Annotated in this window: 22 protein-coding genes; 18 read left to right on the plus strand and 4 right to left on the minus strand. The window is 71.0% G+C overall.

Annotation, left to right across the window (positions count from 1 at the left end; translation table 11 throughout):
• The first annotated feature begins 26 nt into the window (after window positions 1-26).
• The 3 genes from FHS39_RS17305 to FHS39_RS17315 all read left to right on the plus strand — a co-directional run bounded on the left by FHS39_RS17305 (window position 27) and on the right by FHS39_RS17315 (window position 3246).
• Window positions 27-1484, plus strand: coding sequence for a menaquinone biosynthesis decarboxylase (locus tag FHS39_RS17305; RefSeq protein WP_184350259.1), 1458 nt, complete (start codon window positions 27-29; stop codon window positions 1482-1484).
• A 94-nt stretch (window positions 1485-1578) separates the two neighbouring features.
• Entirely contained in the window at window positions 1579-2487 is a 909-nt protein-coding gene (mqnP, locus tag FHS39_RS17310; RefSeq protein WP_343069648.1) for a menaquinone biosynthesis prenyltransferase MqnP, read from the plus strand.
• 51 nt (window positions 2488-2538) lie between these two features.
• Entirely contained in the window at window positions 2539-3246 is a 708-nt protein-coding gene (locus FHS39_RS17315; RefSeq protein ID WP_184350261.1) for a UbiX family flavin prenyltransferase, read from the plus strand.
• Here FHS39_RS17315 and FHS39_RS17320 read toward each other — a convergent pair.
• Window positions 3243-3380, minus strand: a complete 138-nt coding sequence (locus FHS39_RS17320) for a hypothetical protein (protein ID WP_184350262.1) — start codon at window positions 3378-3380, stop codon at window positions 3243-3245. The two genes, FHS39_RS17315 and FHS39_RS17320, sit on opposite strands and share 4 nt — an antisense overlap.
• A 132-nt stretch (window positions 3381-3512) precedes the next feature.
• Here FHS39_RS17320 and FHS39_RS17325 point away from each other — a divergent pair, with 132 nt between their 5' ends.
• The 7 genes from FHS39_RS17325 to FHS39_RS17355 all read left to right on the plus strand — a co-directional run bounded on the left by FHS39_RS17325 (window position 3513) and on the right by FHS39_RS17355 (window position 11823).
• On the plus strand, window positions 3513-3968 hold the full coding sequence (locus tag FHS39_RS17325; RefSeq protein ID WP_184350263.1) for an Lrp/AsnC family transcriptional regulator: 456 nt from the start codon (window positions 3513-3515) through the stop codon (window positions 3966-3968).
• 72 nt (window positions 3969-4040) lie between these two features.
• Complete coding sequence (gene mqnE, locus FHS39_RS17330; protein WP_184350264.1) at window positions 4041-5204, plus strand: aminofutalosine synthase MqnE; 1164 nt, start codon at window positions 4041-4043, stop codon at window positions 5202-5204.
• 109 nt (window positions 5205-5313) lie between these two features.
• The gene (locus tag FHS39_RS17335) at window positions 5314-5601 is read left to right on the plus strand and encodes a DUF4229 domain-containing protein (protein ID WP_184350265.1); all 288 of its coding nucleotides are present in this window, start codon (window positions 5314-5316) and stop codon (window positions 5599-5601) included.
• A 182-nt stretch (window positions 5602-5783) separates the two neighbouring features.
• Complete coding sequence (locus tag FHS39_RS17340; RefSeq protein ID WP_184350266.1) at window positions 5784-7121, plus strand: dicarboxylate/amino acid:cation symporter; 1338 nt, start codon at window positions 5784-5786, stop codon at window positions 7119-7121.
• A gap of 191 nt (window positions 7122-7312) precedes the next feature.
• Window positions 7313-7948, plus strand: a complete 636-nt coding sequence (locus tag FHS39_RS17345; RefSeq protein WP_184350617.1) for a TetR/AcrR family transcriptional regulator — start codon at window positions 7313-7315, stop codon at window positions 7946-7948.
• 120 nt (window positions 7949-8068) lie between these two features.
• Window positions 8069-9967, plus strand: a complete 1899-nt coding sequence (locus FHS39_RS17350) for an AMP-dependent synthetase/ligase (RefSeq protein WP_184350267.1) — start codon at window positions 8069-8071, stop codon at window positions 9965-9967.
• Window positions 9968-10014: 47 nt separating this feature from the next.
• Entirely contained in the window at window positions 10015-11823 is a 1809-nt protein-coding gene (locus tag FHS39_RS17355; protein ID WP_184350268.1) for an AMP-dependent synthetase/ligase, read from the plus strand.
• A 205-nt stretch (window positions 11824-12028) separates the two neighbouring features.
• Here FHS39_RS17355 and FHS39_RS17360 read toward each other — a convergent pair whose 3' ends face one another.
• Complete coding sequence (locus tag FHS39_RS17360; protein WP_184350269.1) at window positions 12029-12232, minus strand: cold-shock protein; 204 nt, start codon at window positions 12230-12232, stop codon at window positions 12029-12031.
• Between the two features lie 283 nt (window positions 12233-12515).
• Between FHS39_RS17360 and FHS39_RS17365 the strand changes: the two genes are divergently transcribed.
• Entirely contained in the window at window positions 12516-13406 is an 891-nt protein-coding gene (locus FHS39_RS17365; RefSeq protein WP_425507792.1) for a menaquinone biosynthetic enzyme MqnA/MqnD family protein, read from the plus strand.
• A 117-nt stretch (window positions 13407-13523) separates the two neighbouring features.
• Here the strand turns inward: FHS39_RS17365 and FHS39_RS17370 are convergent, their stop codons facing one another.
• Entirely contained in the window at window positions 13524-14510 is a 987-nt protein-coding gene (locus FHS39_RS17370) for an alpha/beta hydrolase (protein WP_246470345.1), read from the minus strand.
• 295 nt (window positions 14511-14805) lie between these two features.
• On the opposite strand from FHS39_RS17370, the gene FHS39_RS17375 reads away from it, so the two are divergent.
• From FHS39_RS17375 to FHS39_RS17405, 7 genes are all read left to right on the plus strand, one after another.
• Window positions 14806-16404 (plus strand): serine/threonine-protein kinase, encoded by a 1599-nt coding sequence (locus FHS39_RS17375; RefSeq protein ID WP_184350271.1) that lies wholly within the window; start codon window positions 14806-14808, stop codon window positions 16402-16404.
• A gap of 81 nt (window positions 16405-16485) precedes the next feature.
• Window positions 16486-17682 (plus strand): cyclic dehypoxanthinyl futalosine synthase, encoded by a 1197-nt coding sequence (gene mqnC, locus FHS39_RS17380; protein ID WP_184350272.1) that lies wholly within the window; start codon window positions 16486-16488, stop codon window positions 17680-17682.
• Window positions 17683-17692: 10 nt separating this feature from the next.
• Window positions 17693-18142: an imidazolonepropionase-like domain-containing protein gene (locus tag FHS39_RS17385; RefSeq protein ID WP_184350273.1), complete on the plus strand. Its 450-nt coding sequence runs from the start codon at window positions 17693-17695 to the stop codon at window positions 18140-18142.
• Window positions 18143-18288: 146 nt separating this feature from the next.
• Window positions 18289-18984 (plus strand): demethylmenaquinone methyltransferase, encoded by a 696-nt coding sequence (locus tag FHS39_RS17390; RefSeq protein WP_184350274.1) that lies wholly within the window; start codon window positions 18289-18291, stop codon window positions 18982-18984.
• A gap of 133 nt (window positions 18985-19117) precedes the next feature.
• Window positions 19118-20200, plus strand: a complete 1083-nt coding sequence (locus tag FHS39_RS17395; RefSeq protein WP_184350275.1) for a hypothetical protein — start codon at window positions 19118-19120, stop codon at window positions 20198-20200.
• Window positions 20201-20290: 90 nt separating this feature from the next.
• Complete coding sequence (locus tag FHS39_RS17400; RefSeq protein WP_184350276.1) at window positions 20291-21592, plus strand: geranylgeranyl reductase family protein; 1302 nt, start codon at window positions 20291-20293, stop codon at window positions 21590-21592.
• A gap of 237 nt (window positions 21593-21829) precedes the next feature.
• Window positions 21830-22084: a hypothetical protein gene (locus tag FHS39_RS17405; protein WP_184350277.1), complete on the plus strand. Its 255-nt coding sequence runs from the start codon at window positions 21830-21832 to the stop codon at window positions 22082-22084.
• A gap of 110 nt (window positions 22085-22194) precedes the next feature.
• Here FHS39_RS17405 and FHS39_RS17410 read toward each other — a convergent pair whose 3' ends face one another.
• On the minus strand, window positions 22195-23010 hold the full coding sequence (locus tag FHS39_RS17410) for a C40 family peptidase (RefSeq protein WP_184350278.1): 816 nt from the start codon (window positions 23008-23010) through the stop codon (window positions 22195-22197).
• Window positions 23011-23225 lie beyond the last annotated feature (215 nt).

Here is a 23225-nt window from a genome sequence, read left to right on the forward strand (position 1 = left end):
GTAGTGCGTGCTCGATACTGGATCGCATGGCTTATGACGATCTTCGCTCTTTCCTCCGGGCCCTGGAGCGCGACGGCGATCTCAAGCGCATCAAGGCCGAAGTCGACCCGTACCTGGAGATCGGGGAGATCGTCGACAGAGTGAACAAGGCGGGCGGCCCCGCACTGCTCTTCGAGAACGTCAAGGGCTCGGCGATGCCGCTCGCGATGAACGTCTTCGGCACCGACCGCAGGCTGCTCAAGGCGCTCGGCCTCACGTCCTACGACGACATCAGCGAGAAGATCGGCGGGCTGCTCAAGCCGGAGCTGCCGCAGGGCTTCGTCGGGGTGCGGGAGGCGTTCGGCAAGCTGGGCGCGATGGCGCACGTACCGCCGAAGAAGGTGAAGTCCGACGCCGCGGCGGTGCAGGAGGTCGTGCTCACGGGCGACGACGTCGACCTCGACGCGCTGCCCGCGCTCTTCACCTGGCCCGAGGACGGCGGCTCCTTCTTCAACCTCGGCCTCACGCACACCAAGCACCCCGAGACCGGTGTCCGCAACCTCGGCCTCTACCGCCTCCAGCGCCACGACAAGCGCACCATCGGCATGCACTGGCAGATCCACAAGGACAGCCGCAACCACTACCAGGTCGCCGCCAAGCGCGGCGAGCGGCTGCCAGTCGCGATCGCTTTCGGCTGCCCGCCGGCCGTGACGTACGCGTCGACGGCGCCGCTGCCCGGCGACATCGACGAGTACCTCTTCGCGGGCTTCGTGGCCGGCAAGCGGATCGAGATGGTCGACTGCAAGACGGTCCCGCTCCAGGTCCCGGCCAACGCCGAGGTCGTCATCGAGGGCTGGCTGGAGCCCGGCGAGATGCTGCCCGAGGGGCCCTTCGGCGACCACACCGGCTTCTACACGCCGCAGGAGCCGTTCCCCGCGCTGAAGATCGACTGCGTCACCATGCGGCGGCGCCCGCTGCTGCAGTCGATCGTGGTGGGCCGCCCGCCGACGGAGGACGGCCCGCTGGGCCGGGCCACCGAGCGGTTCTTCCTGCCCCTGCTGAAGATCATCGTGCCGGACATCGTGGACTACCACCTGCCGGAGTCCGGCGGCTTCCACAACTGCGCGATCGTCTCGATCGACAAGAAGTACCCCAAGCACGCCCAGAAGGTCATGCACGCCATCTGGGGCGCGCACATGATGTCGCTGACCAAGCTGATCGTGGTCGTGGACGCGGACTGCGACGTGCACGATCTGCACGAGGTGTCCTGGCGGGCGCTGGGCAACACCGACTACGCGCGCGACCTCACCGTCGTGGAGGGCCCGGTCGACCACCTGGACCACGCGTCGTACCAGCAGTTCTGGGGCGGCAAGGCGGGCATCGACGCCACCGCGAAGTGGCCCGAGGAGGGCTACACGCGCGACGGGGGCTGGCCGCAGATGGTCGAGTCGGACCCGCAAGTCGCCGACCGGGTGACGAAGCGCTGGAAGGAGTACGGGCTGTGAGTCGGGTGTCCACAATGGTGGTCGGCAGCGCGAAGACGGGGTTTCCCCGCCTTCGCGGGGGTGAGCCGGAGTACGGACTGTGAGCGGCGATGCCATCCTCGGAGAGGGCGGCGCGAAGCCTCTCCGCACACGCGGAGGTGTGCCGGCGTTCCTACGCCTGGTGATGATCGAGCACTCCGTCTTCGCGCTGCCCTTCGCCTACATCGCCGCGCTGACGGCGATGTTCCAGGAGACCGGCAGCATCAGCTGGTGGCGGCTGCTGCTCGTGACCGTCGCCATGGTCGGCCTGCGTACCTTCGCGATGGCCGCCAACCGCATCATCGACCGCGAGATCGACGCCCGTAACCCGCGCACCGCGGGCCGCGAGCTGGTGACCGGGGCCGTCTCGGTGCGCTCGGCGTGGACCGGCGCGCTGGTCGCCGTCGTCTTCTTCCTCGGCGCCGCCGCGCTGCTCAACCCGCTGTGCCTGGCGCTCGCGCCCATCGCCGTGATCCCGATGGTGGTGTATCCGTACGGCAAGCGCTTCACCAACTTCCCGCACGCCATCCTCGGCTTCGCGCAGGCGATGGGCCCGGTCGGCGCCTGGCTCGCCGTCACCGGCTCGTGGTCGTGGGACGCGGTGATCCTGGGGCTCGCGGTGGGCGTGTGGATCGGCGGCTTCGACCTGATCTTCGCCTGCCAGGACGTGGCGGCCGACCGCGCCCACGGAGTGAAGTCCACCCCGGCCCGCTTCGGCATCCCGGCCGCGCTGTACGGGGCCCGCGTCTGCCATGCGATCACCGCGGCGCTGCTGGTCTGGTACGCCCTGGCCACGCACGCGGGCGTCTTCTTCTGGGCCGGCCTGACGATCGTCGGCTGCGCGTTCCTCTACGAGCACTCGATCGTCAAGCCGCGCGATCTCTCCCGCTTGAACAGGGCCTTCTTCACGGTCAACGGTTTCATCGGCATTGCTCTGTTCGGGTGTGCGCTGCTCGATCTCCTGGTGCGCGGCCTCGGCCTGTAGTGGGGACCGCCGCCCCCGGGCCCGCGCCGTCCTGCGGCTAGGCTCGGGGGCGTGGAGCCGTACGAACACACAACGCAGTGCCGGCCGTGGGTGGTCGGCGTCTCCGGCGCGTCCGGGACGCCCTATGCCGCGGCGGTGCTGCGCGGCCTGCTCGCGGCGGGGGAGGCGGTGGACCTCGTCGTCAGCCGTGCCTCGCGGCTCACGCTGCTGGACGAGACCGCGATCTCCTTCCGGGACGCGCGCTGGCAGGAGGACCTGGGGCAGTGGCTGTCGCTGGGGGCCGACGGCAAGCCGCACACCTTCGACGTGGACGTCTCGGGCGTGCGGTACTGGGCGGCGGGGGACCTGGCCGCGGGGCCGTCCTCGGGCTCGTACCCGGCGAAGGGGATGCTGATCGTCCCGGCGAGCACGGCCTGTGTGGCCGGCGTGGCGCTCGGGTTGTCGAAAGATCTGCTGCAGCGCGTGGCGAGCGTGACGCTCAAGGAGCGTCGGCCGTTGATCGTCGCGGTGCGGGAGACGCCGCTCAGTGGGCAGACGCTCAAGCAGTTGGTGGCGCTGGACGAGGCGGGCGCCGTGGTGCTGCCCGCCTCTCCGGCGTTCTACGCGGGGGCGACGCACATCCAGGATCTGGTGGACTTCGTCGCCGGGCGGGTGCTGGATGCGGCAGGGGTGCCGCACACGCTGTACCGCCGGTGGAAGGGAGAGCTCGGTGGTGCGATGGGCTCTCGTGACGGGCGCGGTGAGCGCGGTGCGGGTTAGCGCTTCTTGCGGCCGAAGCGCGAGGGCTTGGGCTCGGCGGCGCGCACGGCGGCGGGGGACTGGTGGGCACGCGAGCGGTTGGCCAGGTCCTGCAGCTCACGCATGCGGGCGTAGGCCACCTCGATCGTGTACACGAGAACGTCACTCCTGAAGGATCGTCGTTGAGTCGCTGATCTGCTGAAAGATTTACGGGGTCTGAACCCTCGTATGCCTTAGATTCTACACGTAAACCGGCGAGTTCGCTGATTATTGAAAGGTGCCAGGCAATGGACGCGGTGGACAGGCAGCTCATCCAGGCCTTGCGGGAGAACGGCCGTGCCTCGTACGCGGAGCTGGGCCGCTTGGTGGGCCTCTCCGGGCCGAGCGTCACGGACCGGATCAACCGTCTGGAGGCGGCGGGCGTCATCACGGGCTACCGCGCGACCGTCAACTCCGCTTCGCTCGGGCTGGGCGTGACGGCCCTGATCGGTATCCAGCTCTCGGACGCCGCCGACCACGAGGACGTGGCGCGGCGGCTGCGCGACCTGGAGGAGATCGAGGACTGCTGGTTCATCGCGGGCGACGACTCCTACATGCTCAAGGTCCGCGTCGGCGACGTGGACGGGCTGGAGCGCACGATCCGCAGGCTGTCGGGCACCAAGGGCGTCAGCCGGACCCGGACCACGATCGTGCTCTCCACCAAGTGGGAGAACCGGGTGGGTGAGCTCCCCGAAGGCGCCTGAGCACGGGGGAGTACGCTCGGAGCGGTTGCAGCGGAACGTATGGCGAAGTAGCCAGAGAGGCGGGGCGCACCCATGGACGTGGGGCTCAAGCGCGAGCTGGAGGAGAAGGTCCACGCCGGAGAGCGGCTGACCCGCGAGGACGGCATCGCCCTCTACGAGTCCGACGACCTGGCCTGGCTGGGCGGCCTCGCCCACGAGGTGCGCACGCGCAAGAACGGTGACGTCGTCCACTTCAACGTCAACCGGCACCTCAATATGACCAATGTGTGCACCGCGTCGTGCGCCTACTGCTCGTTCCAGCGCAAGCCGGGCGAGAAGGACGCGTACACGATGCGCATCGAGGAGGCCGTCCGCCTCGCCAAGGCGATGGAGAACGAGCACCTCACCGAGCTGCACATTGTCAACGGCCTGCACCCCACGCTGCCCTGGCGCTACTACCCGCGCTCCCTGAAGGCGCTCAAGGAGGCGCTGCCGGACGTCTCGTTGAAGGCGTTCACGGCGACCGAGATCCAGCACTTCGAGAAGATCTCGGGGCTGTCGGCCTCGGAGATCCTGGACGAGTTGATCGACGCCGGTCTGGAGTCGCTGACCGGCGGCGGCGCGGAGATCTTCGACTGGGAGGTCCGGCAGCACATCGTCGACCACGACACCCACTGGGAGGACTGGTCGCGCATCCACCGGCTCGCGCACGAGAAGGGCCTCAAGACCCCGTGCACGATGCTGTACGGGCACATCGAGGAGCCGCGCCACCGGGTGGACCACGTGCTGCGGCTGCGTGAGCTGCAGGACGAGACCGGCGGCTTCCAGGTCTTCATCCCGCTGCGCTACCAGCACGACTTCGTGGACATGAAGGACGGCAAGGTCCGCAACCGGCTCCAGGCGCGGACCACGATGGCCACCGGCGCGGAGGCGCTCAAGACCTTCGCCGTCTCGCGGCTGCTCTTCGACAACGTGCCGCACGTGAAGGTGTTCTGGGTGATGCACGGCGTGCAGACCGCCCAGCTCGCGCTGCAGCACGGCGCGGACGACATGGACGGCTCGGTCGTCGAGTACAAGATCACGCATGACGCGGACAACTACGGCACGCCGAACAAGCTGACGCGCGACGACCTGCTGGAGCTGATCCGCGAGGCCGGCTTCCGTCCGGTGGAGCGGAACACGCGCTACGAGACCATCCGCGAATACCCCGGTCCGGACGCCTCGCTGCGCGAGTCGCCGCAGCCGATGCGGGTCTGACCCGCGGCCCAGCCGGATCCGGGGCGCGTCCCGCCGATTTGATCCACTTGGGGTCGTGCTGTACTGGTGCAGACCCTTTCGGTTGCCCCCAGAGTTGGAAGGTCCGTCCGTGAGTAGCCAGAAGTACGCCTCGCTCCGCTACACCGCCCTGCGTGTCGCCCTGCTCGTCGCATGCTTCGCGGTTGTGTACGGGCTCTGCTACGCGCACATCATCCCGCTCGGGGTCGGCAGCTCGAACCTCGTCTGGATGGTGCTGCTCGCCCTGATCCTCTCCGCGCCGCTCAGCTGGGTGCTGCTGCGCAAGCAGCGCGACGCCATGTCCGAGCAGATCGTGCAGCGCGTGGACAACGCCAAGGCGCGGATCGCGGCCAACGCGGGCCAGGAGGACGGGGCCTGACCCCACCAGCCCGGGGGTAAATCACCCCCAACCGGATGTAAGGGTGTAAGTCTCCTCACGCCCCCGTCGACGCCCTGTCGTGGAACTGCCGTTCCACGACAGGGCGTCGGTGCGTTTCGGGCCGCGTGCGCCTCAAAGATTATCTTTGGGATGGTCAAAGCATGAGTGTTAGTCTGTGCGGCATGTCGACGCCCCCGTCCAACCCGGCGTCCGCTCAGCGCGGGCGCATATCGCGCATCTCCAACGTCCCCTTCTGGGCCCAGATCCTGCTCGGCCTCGTGCTGGGCGCCCTGCTCGGCTGGGCCGCCAAGAGCGGTGACGTCCACTGGCTGCAGACCACCCTCGACAAGATCGGCGGCATCTTCGTCCAGCTGCTGATGGTCGTGGTCGCCCCGCTGGTCTTCTTTGCCATCCTGGTGTCGATCACCAACCTGCGGAACGTCTCCAACGCCGCCCGGCTGGCCACCCGGACCCTGCTCTGGTTCATGATCACGTCGCTGATCGCGGTCACCATCGGCCTCGTCATCGGCCTGCTCACCGACCCCGGCTCCGGCACCGGCCTGACCATCGCCGACGGCGCCGACCCCAAGAAGCACGGCTCCTGGCTGGACTTCCTCACCGGCATCATCCCGACCGACGTGATCACGCCGTTCACCCAGCTGAACGTGCTCCAGATCGTCTTCATGGCTGCCGTCGCCGGCATCGCCGTCCTCCAGGTCGGCGAGAAGGCGCAGCCGCTGCTCACCTTCAGCGAGTCCGTCCTGGAGCTGCTGCAGAAGGTGCTGTGGTGGGTCATCCGGCTCGCCCCGCTCGGCAGCCTCGGCCTGGTCGGCAAGGCGATCTACAAGTACGGCTGGGACCTGATCGGCAAGTACGCGACGTTCACCGCCGACATCTACGTCGGCTGTGCCATCGTGCTCTTCGCCGTCTACCCGCTGCTGCTGGCCACCGTCGCCAAGGTCAACCCGCTGCGCTTCTTCAAGGGCGCCTGGCCCGCGATCCAGCTGGCCTTCGTCTCCCGCTCCTCCGTCGGCACGATGCCGCTGACCCAGAAGGTCACCGAGCGCCTGGGCGTGCCCAAGGAGTACGCGTCCTTCGCGGTGCCGTTCGGTTCGACGACCAAGATGGACGGCTGTGCCTCGATCTACCCGGCGATCGCCGCGATCTTCGTCGCCCAGGTCTTCGACGTGCACCTGGAGATCAAGGACTACGTCCTGATCGCCTTCGTCTCGGTCATCGGCTCGGCGGCCACCGCCGGCCTGACGGGCGCGACGGTGATGCTGACGCTGACCCTGTCGACGCTGGGCCTGCCAATGGCGGGCGTGGGTCTGCTGCTGGCGATCGACCCGATCGTGGACATGGTCCGGACGGCGACGAACGTCGCGGGCCAGTCGGTGATACCGATCCTGGTCTCCGCCCGCGAGGGAATCCTGGACCGCGCCGCCTACGACACGGCGGACGGCTCCCGGCTCGAGGACGCGCCCGTGCGGGAGGTCCGGCCGGTGGCGAGTGCCGCGTAAGCGGCCCGCGGCTTGATCTCCACCCTTGACGTCCCTGCTCCCCGTGATATTACCTGCCGGTAATGTGACGGGGGGGAGGGATTTTCGTCGTGAATGTCGTAAGTACCGTGAATGCCGTAAGTGCCGCACAGGAGCATCAGAACCGGCCGGTGCCCCGGCCCAAGCGGAAGAGCGGTGGCAAGGTCAAGCGGATGCCGCGGGAGGTGCGCGAGCGGCAGATGCTCGACGCCGCCGTGGAGGTCTTCGCCCGGCGCGGCTACAGCGCCGCTTCGATGGACGAGATCGCCGAACTGGCGGGGGCGTCCAAGCCGTTGGTCTACCTCTACCTCAACTCCAAGGAGGACCTCTTCAGCGCGTGCATCCGGCGCGAGGCCGAAGCGCTGATGACAGCGGTGCGCACCGCCGCCGACCCCGGCGACCGCGCCGACCGGCGGCTGTGGCACGCCCTGCGCGCCTTCTTCGCCCACACCGCCGAACACCCCGCCGGCTGGGCGGTGCTGAGCTGCCAGGCGCGTACGCACGGGGAGCCGTTCGCGCTCGTGGTGGCCGGGCTGCGGCAGCAGATCGCCGACCTGGTGACCCAGCTGATCGCCGAGTCCGTGCGGGACGCCGCCTGCGCCGCGCCGCTGGACGAGAAGGAGGTGTCCGGCCTCGCCCACGCGCTCGTGGGCGCCGCCGAGTCGCTCGCCGGGTGGGCCAACGCCACCGCTCAGGCCGGTCCCGCCGCCCCCGCGGCCAGGGAGACGGCGGCCACGTTGATGAACGTGGCCTGGGTGGGGCTGGAGAACCTCGTCAACGGGCGGCGCTGGGCGCCCGTCCGTTCGTAGCGGCCCTCCCGGTCAGCGCCGTGCGGCGCTGACCGCGGGGCCCGCCCGGCCGGGCAAGGGCCGAAGACGGTCTGGAGCCCGTGGGGCCCCGAGGCGTACATTGCGGGCTTGGATTTACCGATGGGTAAGGCTGTCCCGCCGTGGTCCCCGGTCTTGCATGTGGGTCTGGAACAGGAGCCGCACGTGTCCGTACCGCCCGTACTCGTCCCACCCCGCACGACCGCCGTCGCCGGTGTCGTGCGCGAGGCGTCCGTGCCGCCGCTCGTGCCGCCCGTCACCCGGGGCTCGCTCGGCGACCTGCCCTTCGACAACGCCGCGGCCGCCCCCGCCGACGCCGTCCTCAGCCGCAAGCAGCCCGACGGCACCTGGCGCGACGTCACCGCCGCCACCTTCGCCGCCGAGGTGCTGGCCGTCGCCAAAGGGCTGCTCGCCCACGGGCTGCAAGCCGGCGACCGGCTCGCCGTCATGGCCCGGACCCGCTACGAGTGGACGCTGCTGGACTTCGCGGCCTGGGCCGCCGGCCTGGTCACCGTCCCCGTCTACCCGGCCTCCTCCGCCGAGCAGGTCCGCTGGATCCTCGCCGACTCCGGCGCCGTCGCCTGCGTCGTGGAGACCGCCGAGCAGCTCCGCCTGATCGCCGGGGAACGGCGCCGGCTGCCCGACCTCGCCCACGTGTGGCAGATCGAGGCGGGCGCCGTCCGCACGCTCACCGACGCCGGGCGCGCGGTGCCGGGCAGAGCGGTGGCCGAGCGGCGTTCCGCCCGTACCCCCGACGACATCGCCACCCTCATCTACACCTCCGGCACCACTGGGCGCCCCAAGGGCTGCGTCCTGACCCACGCCAACTTCTTCACCGAGGCCGACAACTGCACCGAGCTGCTGCACCCCGTCTTCACCTCCGTCAGCCGCCGCCCCGCCGCGACGCTGCTCTTCCTGCCCCTCTCCCACGTCTTCGGCCGCGCGGTCGCGATCGGCTGCCTGCGCGCCCGGGTCCGGCTGGGGCACACCCCCTCGCTGCGGGCCGAGGAACTCCGCGCCGACCTGGCCGGCTTCCGGCCGACCTTCCTGCTCGCCATCCCCTACGTCCTGGAGAAGGTCTACAACACCGGCCGCGCCACCGCCGGACAGCTGGGCCGCGCCGCCGTCTTCGACCGGGCGGCGGACGTCGCCGAGGCGTACGGGGAGGCGGTCACCGCCCGCCGGCACGGCACCGGCCCCGGGCCCGGCCTGCGGCTGCGCGCCGCCCGCGCCCTCTACGAGCCGCTGGTCTACCGGCGCGTGCGCGGCGCCCTCGGCGGCCGCGTCCGGTACGTCATCAGCGGCGGCTCCCCGCTGGGGCGGCGGCTGTCCGCCTTCTACACCGGCGCCGGAGTCGAGGTCTACGAGGGCTACGGGCTGACGGAGACCACCGCCGCCGCCACCGTCACCCCGCCGCTGCGGCCCCGGCTGGGCACGGTCGGCTGGCCGCTGCCCGGCGGCGCGGTGCGCATAGCCGACGACGGCGAGGTGCTGCTGCGCGGCGGGCACGTCTTCGCCGGGTACTGGGACGCCAAGCGGCAGCGGGCCGAGGAGGCCGAGGGGGCCGGCGAGTGGTTCGCCACCGGTGACCTGGGGGCGCTCGACAGCGACGGCTACCTCACGATCACCGGCCGGAAGAAGGAGCTCATCGTCACCTCCGGCGGCAAGAACGTCGCCCCGGCGCCGCTGGAGGACGCCCTGCGGGCGCATCCCCTGGTGGGCCAGTGCATGGTCGTCGGCGACAACCGCCCCTACGTGGCGGCGCTGATCACCCTCGAAGAGGAGGGGACGGCCGTGGACGACCGGCTGCTGGCGGAGCTCCAGCGGGCGGTGGACGAGGTCAACCGGACGGTCTCGCGGGCCGAGTCGATCCGCAGGTTCGTGGTGGTGCCGGGGGCGTTCACGGAGGAGTCGGGGCACCTGACACCGTCGATGAAGCTCAAGCGCGACGTCGTCGCACGGGACTTCGCGAAGGAGATCGCGGGGCTGTACGAGAAGTGAGGGCCGGCATTCCGCCCGGCCCTCAACCCGAAGCCTGGGGAGGCAGCATGCCGCAATGTCCCGCAACGATCGCGCAGTTCACCGAATGGACGGCCGGACGGTACGGGGGCCTGCCGGCCCTGCGGTTCCGTCCGCCGGGCGGTGGGGGATGGACGGAGGTGAGCTTCGAGGAGCTGCGCGAGACCGTGCGGGCGGTGGGGTGCGGGCTGATGGCGCTCGGGGTGCGGGCGGGGGACCGGGTGGCGGTGCTGTCCGGGACCCGCCCGGAGTGGACGTACGCCCAGTTCGGTGCGCTGGCCGCGGGCGGTGTGGTGGTGCCGGTGTACCCCACGGCCGGGGAGGACGAGCTTTTGTGGGTGCTCGGTGACTCGGGCGCCTCGGTGGTGGTGTGCGAGGACGCGGCGCAGGCGGAGCGGGTGGCCGCGGTGCGCGGGAAGCTGCCGGAGCTGCGGCACGTGGTGCTGATGGACGGGCGCGGGGCGGCGCCGGGGGCGCCGGTGCTGGACGGGCTGCCCGGCGGGGTGCCGGTGGCGGAGCTGCTGGCGCGCGGCGCGGCCCGAGGGCCGTCGGACCTGTGCACGATCATCTACACCTCGGGCACCACGGGGCTGCCGAAGGGGTGTTGTCTCACGCACGGCAACGTCGTCGCCCAGCAGAATGCGACGGCGGATCTGACGGACGGCGGTCCGGGCGACACGACGTACCTCTACCTGCCGCTCGCGCACGTGCTGGCCCAGATCGTGCAGTTCACCTCGCTGCGGCAGGGAGGCGCGCTGTGTTACTTCGGCGGGCGGATCGAGGACGTGGTGGCGGAGCTGGCCGAGGTGCGGCCCACGCATCTGCCGTCCGTGCCCCGGCTGTTCGAGAAGGTGCACGCCGGTGTGGTCTCCCGGGCCGAGGCGCGCGGCGCGGGCGGCGCGGCCCGGCTGGAGGCCGCCGTACGGGCCGGCCTGGCGGTGACCGAGGCGCGGTCGCGGGGCGAGGAGCCGGGCGAGGAGCTGCGCCGGGCGTGGCAGGAGGCGGAGGAGAGCGTGTTCGCGCCGGTGCGGGCGGCGTTCGGCGGGCGGGTGCGCTGGGCGCTGACGGGGGCGGCGCCGATCGCGCCGCAGACGATGGATTTCCTGCGGGCCTGCGGCATCCCGGTCTTCGAGGGTTACGGCATGACCGAGTCGTCCGGGGTGATCACCGTCAACCATCCGGGTGCGGTGCGGTACGGGACGGTGGGCAAGCCGGTGGCGGGGTACGAGGTGCGGATCGCGGCGGACGGCGAGGTGCTGGCGCGGGGGCCGTCGGTCTTCCCCGGCTACCACGCCAACGCCGCCGCGAGCGCCGAGGCGCTGGACGCGGACGGCTGGCTGCACACCGGTGACCTGGGCAGCCTGGATGCGGACGGCTTCTTGAGCATCACCGGGCGCAAGAAGGACATCATCATCACCTCGGGCGGCAAGAACCTGACGCCGTCACTGGCGGAGTTCGCGGTCCAGCAGTCGCGCTGGGTCTCGCGCGCGGTGCTGATCGGCGACCGGCGGCCGTATCCGGTGGCGCTGCTGACGCTGGACCTGGAGGAGGTGGGGGCCTGGGCGGAGCGCGAGGGCGTGGACCTGGCCGCGGCGGGTGGTCCGGCCCGGCACCCTGCGGTGCGGCGGCTGTGCCGGGAGGCGGTGGAGACGGCGAACGGGCAGCTGTCCGGGCCGTTGCGGATGCGGGCGTTCGCGGTGCTGGCGGAGGACTTCTCGGTGGCGGCGGGGACGCTGACGCCGACCTTGAAACTGCGGCGGGCGGCGGTCGCGGAACGCTATGCGGCGGAAATCGATGCGCTGTACGGAGGGCGCCCCGAAGGGCGTTATCGCGAATGACTGCCGTGAAGCTTGTGAACCCTGCGAAGCGGGTGAAGGTCGTGCGGCCTGAGCAGCTCTGGGAATAGAGCGACGCGTGTGAAAAGAGCGTTAAAGATCGCCGATTGAGACGTGAAAAGGCAGGAGCCCCACCCTTCGCCGAAGCGGAGGGCAGGGCTCCTTAAGTGGATCCCCGGAGATCAAAGATCTGCCGGGGATCCGAAAATCACGCCGGGGTGACGTTCTCGGCCTGCGGACCCTTGGGGCCCTGCGTGACGTCGAAGGTCACCATCTGGTTCTCCTCGAGGGAGCGGAAGCCAGCGGCGTTGATCGCGGAGTAGTGGACAAAGACGTCGGGGCCCCCGCCGTCCTGGGCGATGAAGCCAAAGCCCTTTTCAGCGTTGAACCACTTCACGGTTCCGGTAGCCATAAGCCCTCCTTGGGCCAAAGGGTTGCCCTGCTCCAGAACCTTCGAGAAGTCTGAAAACTACAAAAGCCTGCGGGGTCACATGCTCCGCAGGCTCTGTACTGCAAGGGAAACCAAACTGCAACTTGCGGCGAGCCTAGCACGCCGCGTTCTCGCGGGGAAGGAGTTGAAGATCACGCTCAAGGCGGGTTTTCGGCGCCTTGCGGACGGAAAAGATCGGCGGTCGGGCACCGCGCGGCGGACCCCCGCCCCGGCGGCCGGGAGGGACCGGGGCTAGCCTCCGGATGTGGACAACTCAGCATCAGATGGAGCGACCCTCGTCGGCCTGCAGGAGCGGCAGCGCAGCCGCCCGCGCGTCGGCCACATCCAGTTCCTCAACTGCCTGCCCATCTACTGGGGCCTCGCCCGGACGGGCACGCTGCTCGACCTGGATCTGACCAAGGACAGCCCGGAGAAGCTCAGCGAGCAGCTCGTCCGGGGCGACCTCGACATCGCCCCCATCACCCTCGTCGAGTTCCTGCGCAACGCCGACGAGCTCGTCGCCCTCCCCGACATCGCCGTCGGCTGCGACGGCCCGGTGATGTCCTGCGTGATCGTCTCCCAGCTGCCGCTGGACCGGCTGGACGGCGCTCGCGTCGCCCTCGGCTCCACCTCGCGCACTTCCGTGCGCCTGGCGCAGCTGCTGCTCGCCGAGCGCTACGGCGTGCGCCCGGACTACTACGCGTGCCCGCCGGACCTCAGCCTGATGATGCAGGAGGCGGACGCGGCCGTGCTGATCGGCGACGCCGCCCTGCGGGCCTCGCTGCACGACGCGCCCCGGCTGGGCCTCGAAGTGCACGACCTCGGGCAGATGTGGAAGGACTGGACGGGGCTGCCCTTCGTCTTCGCCGTGTGGGCCGCCCGCCGGGACTACCTGGAGCGCGAGCCGCGGATCGTCCGCACGGTGCACGAGGCCTTCCTGGCCTCCCGGGACGTGTCCCTGGAGGAGGTCGGCAAGGTGGCCGAGCAGGCGGCGCGCTGGGAGGCCTTCGACGCCGAGGTGCTCGAACGCTACTTCACCACGCTGGACTTCCGCTTCGGCCCGGCGCAGCTGGAGGGCGTGACGGAGTTCGCCCGCCGGACCGGGCCGACGACGGGCTACCCCGCCGACGTCCGGGTGGAACTGCTGGAGCCCTGACCCCCGTGAAGGGGATCAGGGCTCCAGGAGGTCACGGGGCCGGGCTGCCGGGCCGCGGCGATATGCGCCGGGCCCGGGCGGCCTTGCCGTATCAGGGCTTCAGACCAGGGCTTCAGATCACGGCGAGACGGGGCCGGCCATCTGCTCGCTGATCCACTGGATGCTGCCGGCGCCCATGCCCTCGACGTAGGTCTTGGCGTTGTGCCTACCGCCCTGGATCACCTGCAGCCGGGTGTGGATGGGGCCCTTGTTGCCGTAGGTGGCGATGAACTTGTCCACGGGCGGGATGACGCTGGACTCCAGCGTGCCGTACTGGAAGGCGAGATAGACGTCCTGCCCGGGCTTGTTGGCGGCGATCAGCTGCTTGGCCAGCACCTCGGGGTTGTTCTCGGCCTTCTCCTTCTCGTGGCCCTTCCACAGCGGGGAGTCCGGGACGATGTCCGGGCCGGAGGCGATCACGGCCTTGAACTGGTCCGGGTGCTTGAGCACGGCCTTCAGGCCCGAGAAGCCGCCGGAGGAGGAGCCCATGAAGGCCCAGCCGTCACGCGACTTGATCGTGCGGAAGTTCGCCTTCATCAGGTCGGGGACATCTTCGGTCAGCCAGGTGCCCATCTTCGGCTGGCCCGGGATGTCACTGCCGTCCCAGTACAGACCGCCGGTGTCCGGGTGCGGGTTGAGGACGGGCATCGCCAGGATGAAGGGCTTGCTCTTGCCCTCGCTGTACCACTTGGAGATCGACGACTCGAGCTTGAGGTTGTCGTCCATCCAGTAGTTGGCCGGGAAGCCGGGGCCGCCGGGGAGGGCGATCAGGACGGGGAAGCCGCTGTCCTTGAACTTCGGGTCCTTGTACTCCTTGGGGGCCCAGACCCACACCTTGCCGGTGAAGCCGGACTTCTTGCCCTCAAGGGTGGTCACCGCGACGTGGGTGCCGTTGTCCAGGGTGCTGGCGTTCTTGAAGTCGGCCGCCGGGCCGGTCGGCATCAGCACCTTGGAGTCCGGGTTCTGCGGGCCGTTCGCCCCGCCGGCCTGGCCGCCGCTGCCGGCGGCCTGGTCCTGTCCGAAGCTGACCGGGTCGCCCTTGTCCGAAAAGGGCCCGATCTTCATGTAGTTCAGGACACCAGCCGTTATCAGCCCGAGCACGGCTATGGACGCCACAACGATGGTCCATCGTTTGGCGCGGGATGCGCGGCGGTGGCCCTGGGACTGGTAGGCCCCATGTGATGAGTGCGTCATCGCGTCGCTCCGGACGTTGCTGCTGCCCCGAAGGACATGACGGTTTGTTCCTTCCTAGTGGATGGGCAAACCCCGGTCCGGGGTTCCTGAGACCCTCCGTGAATTGAGTCATAGGCTCAAGGGCCGGGGGCCCGGAGGTCCCGCACGGGGGGAGGCGAAGGGCCCGATGCAACCACTGCTGGCGGAAGACCCGCAGGCCATCGGCGTGTACCGGCTGCTGGGGCGGCTGGGGGCGGGCGGCATGGGCCGGGTGTACCTCGGGCGCAGCGCGGGCGGCCGCACGGTGGCCGTCAAGGTGGTGCATCCGCATTTCGCCACGGACGAGCAGTTCCGGGCGCGCTTCCGGCGCGAGGTGGAAGCGGCCCGGCGGGTCGGCGGGGCGTGGACGGCGCCGGTGCTGGACGCGGATCCGCAGGCTCCGGTGCCGTGGGTGGCCACCGGCTATGTGGCCGGTCCCTCGCTCACCCAGGCGGTCGCCGAGGAGGGCCCGCTGCCCGAGGCGGCGGTACGGGCGCTGGGCGCGGGCCTCGGCGAGGCGCTGGCCGCGGTGCACGCGCTGGGCCTGGTGCACCGGGACGTGAAGCCGTCGAACGTGCTGCTGACCCTGGACGGCCCGCGGCTGATCGACTTCGGCATCGCCCGCGCCTCGGACGGCACGGCGTCGCTGACGTCGACGGGGGTGTCGGTGGGCTCACCCGGCTATATGTCCCCCGAGCAGATCCTGGGCAAGGCCGTGACGGGCGCGGCGGACGTCTTCTCGCTGGGGGCGGTGCTGGCGTACGCGGCCACGGGCGAGCCGTCCTTCCCCGGCGACGGCTCGGCCGCCGTGCTGCTGTACAAGGTCGTGCACGAGCCGCCGGTCCTGGGCCCGGCGCTGGCCGGCGAGCTGCGGGCCCTGGTCGTCGACTGCCTGGCCAAGGCGCCCGGCGACCGCCCGGACCCGGCCGAGGTGGTGCGCCGCCTCGCGGGCGGGCGGGGCGCCGCCGCCCTCGTACGGCCGGGCTGGCTGCCCGCGCCGTTGGTGGAGCGGGTGAGCCGACGCGCGGTGGAGCTGCTGGACCTGGAGGCGCGGGCCGCGGAGCCGGCCGTGGGGGTGTTCGGCCCGCCGGACCCCTCGTACGGGCAGGGGGTGGCGGCGGCGGTGCCGCCGCAGCGGCCGGCCGACGGCGGGCGCGCGGTGGGGGAGGAGGGGAAGCGGATCGCGCTGTCCGCCGCCGCGGGAGGCCGCGGCAGGCAGCGGCTGAGCTGCACCCTCGTGCTGACCGTCGCCGGGGCGCTGGCCGTGGCCACCACGGGGGCGTTCGTCTTCGGCCTGCTGCCGGGGCAGGGCGGCGGCGCCAGCGGCAAGGGCGAGTCGGCTGCCAAGCCGCCGGCCGCCACGGGCGCTTCGCAGGACCCGTCCGGTACGCCGGTCGCGACCGTGCCCGAGGCGTTCCTGGGCACCTGGAGCGGGCCGGTGAAGTCCGGCGGCCTCGACAACGGCACGATGACCAGCACGATCTCCGGCGGCGGCAAGGGCGCGTACGTGGTGCGCACCACCTACTCGGTGCTGGACGCCGTCGAGTGCCACAGCAAGGCGAAGCTGCTCGCCGCCACCAGCACCCGGCTCACCGTGGAGGAAGTGTCCGACGGCGCGCAGGGCCCGCTGTGCACGGGCGCGACCACGACCGTCACCTACGCCCTCGCCCCCGGGGGCATCGCCTTCGCGTCCGAGGACGCCGCGGGCGGCCGCCCCACGGCGGCGCTCAGCAGAAAGTCCGGCTGAACCCTCGCCCGGCCCCGGCGCCGTCAGACCCCTTCTGTAGGCTGATTCGTCGTACACACTCCCCCTCCGAAGGGACGCCCGGTGACCGAGAACGCCGACCTTCAGTCCGTCCTCGACCGCGCCGCGGCCGGTGGCCGCATCACCCCGGAGGAGGCGCTCGAGCTGTACCGCTCCGCCCCGCTGCACGCGTTGGGCCAGGCCGCCGACGCCGTGCGCCGCAGGCGCTACGGGAGCATCGCCCACATCGCGACGTACATCATCGAGCGCAACATCAACTACACGAACTCGTGCGTGACGGCGTGCAAGTTCTGTGCCTTCTACGCCCCGCCCAAGAGCGACAAGGTGTGGACCCGCCCCCTCGAAGACATCCTGCGCCGCTGCGCGGAGACCGTGGAGCTCGGCGGCACCCAGATCATGTTCCAGGGCGGCCACCACCCGGACTACGGCGTGGAGTACTACGAGGAGCACTTCTCGGCCATCAAGAAGGCGTTCCCGCAGCTCGTCATCCACTCCCTCGGCGCGTCCGAGATCGAGCACATGTCGCGGATCTCCGGGGTGAGCGCCGAGGAGGCCATCCGCCGGATCCACGCCGCGGGCCTGGACTCCTTCGCGGGCGCCGGCGCCGAGCTGCTGCCGGCCCGGCCGCGCACGGCGATCGCGCCGCTCAAGGAGTCCGGCGAGCGCTGGCTGGAGATCATGGAGATCGCCCACAGCCTGGGCGTCGAGTCGACCTCCACCATGCTGATGGGCACGGGCGAGACCAACGCCGAGCGGATCGAGCACCTGCGCATGATCCGTGACGTGCAGGACCGCACGGGCGGCTTCCGCGCCTTCATCCCGTACACCTACCAGCCCGAGAACAACCACTTGAAGGGCCGTACGCAGGCCACGATCTTCGAGTACCTGCGCATGATCGCCATCGCCCGGCTCTTCCTGGACAACGTGGCGCACATCCAGGGCTCGTGGCTGACGGTCGGCAAGGAGGCGGGACAGCTCTCGCTGCACTACGGCGCGGACGACCTGGGTTCGGTCATGCTCGAGGAGAACGTGGTCTCCTCCGCCGGCGCCCGGCACCGCTCCAACCGCATGGAGCTGATCGACCTGATCCGCAAGGCGGGCCGGGTCCCGGCGCAGCGCGCCACGACGTACGAGCACCTCCTCGTCCACGACGACCCGGCGAACGACCCGGTCGACGACCGCGTCGTCTCCCACATCTCCTCCACGGCGATCGAGGGCGGCACGGCGCACCCCGAGCTGAAGCTCATCGACGCGGGCTGAGGCGGCCGCCGTGCTCACCGTGCACACGGCGCAGGCCGTGCTGGTCGTCCCCGAGGACGAGGCGCCCGTCGTGGACGGGGCCGTGGCCGTCGAGGGCGACCGCATCGCGGCCGTCGGGCCGCGGGAGCAGGTCCTCGTGGCGCACCCCGGCGCGCGGGTGCGCCACTGGCCGGGGGCGCTGGTGCCCGGCCTGGTCCACGACGAGCCGCTGCCGGCCGCGCCGAGTCCGCGGGAGCGGGTGCACGCGCTGCTGCAGGGCGGGTGCACGGCGGTGCTGTCGGAGTTCGTCGCCGACCCGGAGCTGCGCGGCGCCGCCGTGCGGGGCGGGGTGGCGGTGCTTGACGGCTGCCGCCTGGGTTCGCTGGTTCCGGGGGGCAGGGCCGACTTCGCCGTCTTCGACGCGACTGGCGAGTGCCTCGCGACGGTGGTGGCGGGGCGGCTCGTTCACCGTCGGCGGTAGGTGGTGCAAGCGACCTTCGGCCGCTTCGTCCTCAAACGCCGGACGGGCTGAAATTCAGCCCGTCCGGCGTTTGAGGACGAGCCCGAAGGGCGATTACGGCAACCCGGACGCCGGGTGCCAGAGCCCACAGGTGAACAATGGGGACCGTGACCCGCGCATCCCTGGAGAAGCAGCCGCACGAAGTCGCCGCGATGTTCGACGACGTGGCGGCCAAATACGACCTGACCAACGACGTCCTCTCGCTGGGCCAGGCCCGCCTGTGGCGCAAGGCCGTGGCGCAGGCCGTCGCCGCCCGCCCCGGCGAGAAGGTGCTGGACCTGGCGGCCGGTACGGGCACGTCCTCGCTGCCCTTCACCCGCGACGGCGCCTACGTCGTCCCGTGCGACTTCTCGACCGGGATGCTCCGCGAGGGCAAGAAGCGCCACCCGTGGATGCCGCTGACCGCCGGCGACGCCACCAAGCTGCCCTTCGCCGACGAGGTCTTCGACGCCGTCACGATCTCCTTCGGGCTGCGCAACGTCCAGGACACGGACGCGGCGCTGCGCGAGATGCTGCGGGTGACCAAGCCCGGCGGCCGCGTGGTGATCTGCGAGTTCAGCCACCCCACCTGGGCCCCGTTCCGCACGGTCTACACCGAGTACCTGATGCGCGCGCTACCGCCCGTCGCCCGCGCCGTCAGCAGCAGCCCGGACGCGTACGTCTACCTCGCCGAGTCGATCCGGGCCTGGCCCGACCAGGGCGCACTCGCGGCCCGGCTGCAGCAGGCGGGCTGGTCCAAGGTCGCCTGGCGCAACCTGACGGGCGGCGTCGTCGCGCTGCACCGGGGCACGAAGCAGGCGTAGCCGGAGGAACCGCCGGAGCGGTCATGGGTGCGCTCCACGCTCGGTACGATCATCGTTTTCCCGGTCGTGATCTTCCTGCCGAGCCTCGGAGCGCTTCATGCCGTCGTTCTGTCCAGCTTGTGGTTTCGCGTTCGTGCCGCACGCTCGCTTCTGCATGGCGTGCGGCCTGGAACGGCCACAGGACGCGGCGGCGAAGCCGGCCACCGCCGCCACCGCCGCCATGGCCGCGGCTGGTCCGCCGGCCGCACCGCCTGCCCAGCCCGCCTTGGCCACCCCGGCGACCCCGCCCACACCGGCGGTACCTCCGGTCGCTCCCGCGGCCCCGACGGCACCCCCGGCCCAGGCGTCCCCGCCGCTGCCCGCTCAGCCGGCACCGGCAGCGCCCCCGGCCCAACTCGCCCAGCCCGCACCGCCCGTCCACCCCGGCCACCCGGCACCGCCCGCCCCCGCAGCCCAGCCTGCCCCGCCGGCTCAGCCGACCCCCGCCCTGACCGGCGCCTTCGCGCCTCTCGCCGCGCAGGCCCAGGCCACCGTGCCCGGCGAGCAGCGCTCCACCCGCCGCAAGGTCGTCCTCTGGGTGGCCGTCGGTCTGGCCGCGTTCCTCGTGGGCGGGGCCGCCACCGCCGGTGTGATGCTGACCCGGGGCGACGCCGGGAGCGACGGCAAGCGCAAGCACCCCGCGCCCGCATCCAGCAGCGGGCCGTCCGGCTCCGCGGGCCCGGCCGCCCCCGTCACCATCCCGGACCGCGCCAAGGCTCAACCGCCCGCCGGCTACGAGCGGATGACGTCCCCCGAGGGCTTCACGCTCGCCGTCCCCGAGGGCTGGCACCGCGAGAACAAGGGCAGCAACCAGATCGACTACGCGGGCCCCACGGGCCTGGCGCATCTGCGCGTCGGCATCACCGTGCACAGCACGCAGTCCGTCTCCGACCACTTCCTGGAGATGGAGAAGGTGGTCTCCAAGCAGGACGGCTACAAGCGCGTGCAGTTCACGGAGAACACCTTCCAGGGCAGGCCCGGCGCGCTGTGGGAGTGGACGTACACCGAGCAGTACACGGGCCGCACCATCCATGCCATCGACCAGGCCTACCTGGACGAGAAGGGCAACGAGCTGGCCGTCCTCTTCGAGGACCGCGAGGAGTACTGGTCCGAGACCCACAAGGTCTTCGACACGGCGCTCGCCTACTGGTGGTGCGGCGCAACCGATTTCGAGTGAGCGCCCCCGGGAGGTCCACTGGCTGCCCGGGGACGCCCGGCTCATAGACTCAGGCCCGACCGAATCCCTTGCCGAACGGGAGAGCCGACCGTGTCCGACACCGCATCCGCCGAGCCTGTCACCTCCGAGCGCAGCGCCGACGTGATCGTGGTCGGGGCCGGTCCCGCCGGCTCCACGACCGCGTACTACCTCGCCAAGGCGGGCCTGGACGTCCTGCTGCTGGAGAAGACGGCGTTCCCGCGCGAGAAGGTGTGCGGCGACGGTCTGACGCCGCGCGCCACCAAGCAGCTGGTGTCGATGGGCATCGACATCTCCGAGGAGGCGGGCTGGCTGCGCAACAAGGGCCTGCGCATCATCGGCGGCGGCGTCCGCCTCCAGCTCGACTGGCCGGACCTCGCCTCGTACCCGGACTACGGGCTCGTCCGCAAGCGCGACGACTTCGACGAGCAGCTGGCGCGGCAGGCCGTGAAGGCCGGGGCGCGGCTGTACGAGCGGTGCAACGTCGGGGCGCCCGTGATCGACGACCGTACGGGCCGGATCACCGGGGTCGAGGCGAAGCTGGGCGAGGAGAAGACGCCGGTCACCTTCCACGCCCCGCTCGTCGTCGCGGCCGACGGCAACTCCACGCGGCTGTCGCTGGCCATGGGCCTGCACCGCCGCGAGGACCGTCCGATGGGCGTGGCCGTGCGGACCTACTTCACCTCCCCGCGCCACGACGACGACTACCTGGAGTCCTGGCTGGAGCTGTGGGACCGGCGCGGCCCGCAGGACCGGCTGCTGCCCGGCTACGGCTGGATCTTCGGCATGGGCGACGGCACGAGCAACGTCGGCCTCGGCGTGCTCAACACCTCCGACTCCTTCAAGGAGCTGGACTGGCGCGAGGTCCTCAAGGCCTGGTGCGCCTCCATGCCGGAGGACTGGGGCTACACCCCGGAGAACATGACGGGCCCGATCCGCGGTGCCGCCCTGCCGATGGCCTTCAACCGGCAGCCGCACTACACCCGCGGCCTGCTGCTCGTCGGTGACGCGGGCGGGCTGGTCAACCCGTTCAATGGCGAGGGCATCGCCTACGCCATGGAGTCCGGCCAGCTGGCGGCGGACGTCATCGTGCAGGCGCACGCGCGCGCTTCGTACGCCCAGCGCGAGCTGGCGTTGCAGCGCTACCCGAAGGTCCTCAAGGACACCTACGGCGGCTACTACACGCTCGGCCGCGCCTTCGTGAAGCTGATCGGCAACCCGAAGGTCATGCGGATGGCGACGGAGCGCGGGCTGACGCACCCGCTGCTGATGAAGTTCACGCTCAAGATGCTGGCCAACCTCACCGACCCGACGGGCGGCGACGCCATGGACCGCATCATCAACGGCCTGAGCAAGGTGGCCCCGAGGTCGTAGCGCCGCCACCTCCCTCGCGAGCGGGAGGTTACGGATGGGTCGGGTAAATCACCAATTCGTGTGGCATTTACGGGGTTTGGTGTGTCGCCTTTTTGGAATAAATCGGGATAGTCCGGTTCTTCACCGCGAAGGGCGACATCTCATAGCCGCCCCCCGAGCGCCGCCCGCTGTGCGTACGCCCCCGCACGGCGGGCGGTCCACCAATTTTTGGAGTTGAGCCCCGTGGAGTTGAGCCCCGTGCCTGACCCCGATGCCGTGAGCTACTCGCGGGACATCCGCCCGCTCTTCACCGACCTGGACGTCACGCATATGCGGGAGTTCGGGATCTTCCTGGACGACTACGCCTTCATGTCCGTGCCCGTCAACGCGGAGAGCGCCTATTTCCAGGTCTCCCACCGGCTGATGCCCCCGCCGGACAGCGGGGAGGACGCCTGGCCCACCGAGCGCATCCACCTGCTGCGGGACTGGATCGACGGCGGGCTGCTGCCCTGAGGGCCGCGGGGCCCGCCCACGGCCCCGCACACACACGCCGAAGGGCCGCCGTTCCCGAGCGGTGGGAGCGGCGGCCCTTCGGACCAGACTGCTGACGGCGGCGGCCGGCGTCACATGACGCGGACGGCACCCGTGGGCGGGGAGTAGCTCAGGTCGCGCTCGACGATGCCCGTGCTCGGGTTCTGCGCGCCGATGAACTTGCCGCCGCCGACGTAGACGGCCACGTGGTAGGCGCTGCCCGCCGGACCCCAGTAGAGGATGTCGCCGACCTGGAGGTTGTCCAGCGACACCTGGGTGCCGGCCGTCGACTGGTCCTGCGAGACGCGGGGCAGGTCGATGCCGATCTGCGAGTAGGCGGCCATGACCAGGCCCGAGCAGTCGTACGAGGACGGGCCGGTGGAGCCCATGACGTACGCCTTGCCGAGCTGCGCCTCCAGGAAGGAGACCAGGGAGGCGGCGCTGCCGGTGGCGGTGGAGGCCGTGGTGCCGGAGTCCGAGGCGGACTTGGCGGTGAGGGAGGAGCGCTCGCTGCTGCGGGAGGCGCGGGCGGCCTCGTCGGCCTTCTCCTTCTCGGCGGCCTTGCGCTCGGCCTCGGCCTTGCGGTCGGCCTCGTCCTTGACCTTCTTGGCATCGGCCTTGGCGTGGTCGACGGCCTCGTCCACCTGGGCGCGAACCTGGTAGTCGACGGCCGTCTGCTGGGTGGCGGACGCGCTCTGCTCAATGGAAGCCGACAGGGCGGCGTTGAACGCCGGCATCTCCATGGTCGACTCGGTGGGCTTCTCGGCGGCGCTGGCCGAGGCGGAACCGGCGCCGGCGACTGCCAGGGTGCTGAGGACGCCACCGGCAACACCCGTGCGCACGACCCAGGACTGGGTCGCGGTGCGACGGGGCTTCCGGTGGCTGGTTATGTGCGCGTTCGGGGACATGGGACAAGGGACTATCAGTACGCGCAGGTTGAGTTCAATAAAAGTGGCGTGCGTCACGATTGGCGTGTACGCGCCCAGAATTCGGACTTTCCGATCACGGGAGGGTCACGGTGCAGGGGGCGCCCGGATCCGCGATCACACGCCTCAGCACGGGGTTTGGGTCCCGGCGACGCCCGGCGCACGCCCTATCACTTTTGCAGCCCGCCCGTCGAGGC

Origin of the sequence: Streptomyces olivoverticillatus (assembly GCF_014203555.1) — a bacterium.
GTDB classification, from domain to species: Bacteria; Actinomycetota; Actinomycetes; order Streptomycetales; family Streptomycetaceae; genus Streptomyces; species Streptomyces olivoverticillatus.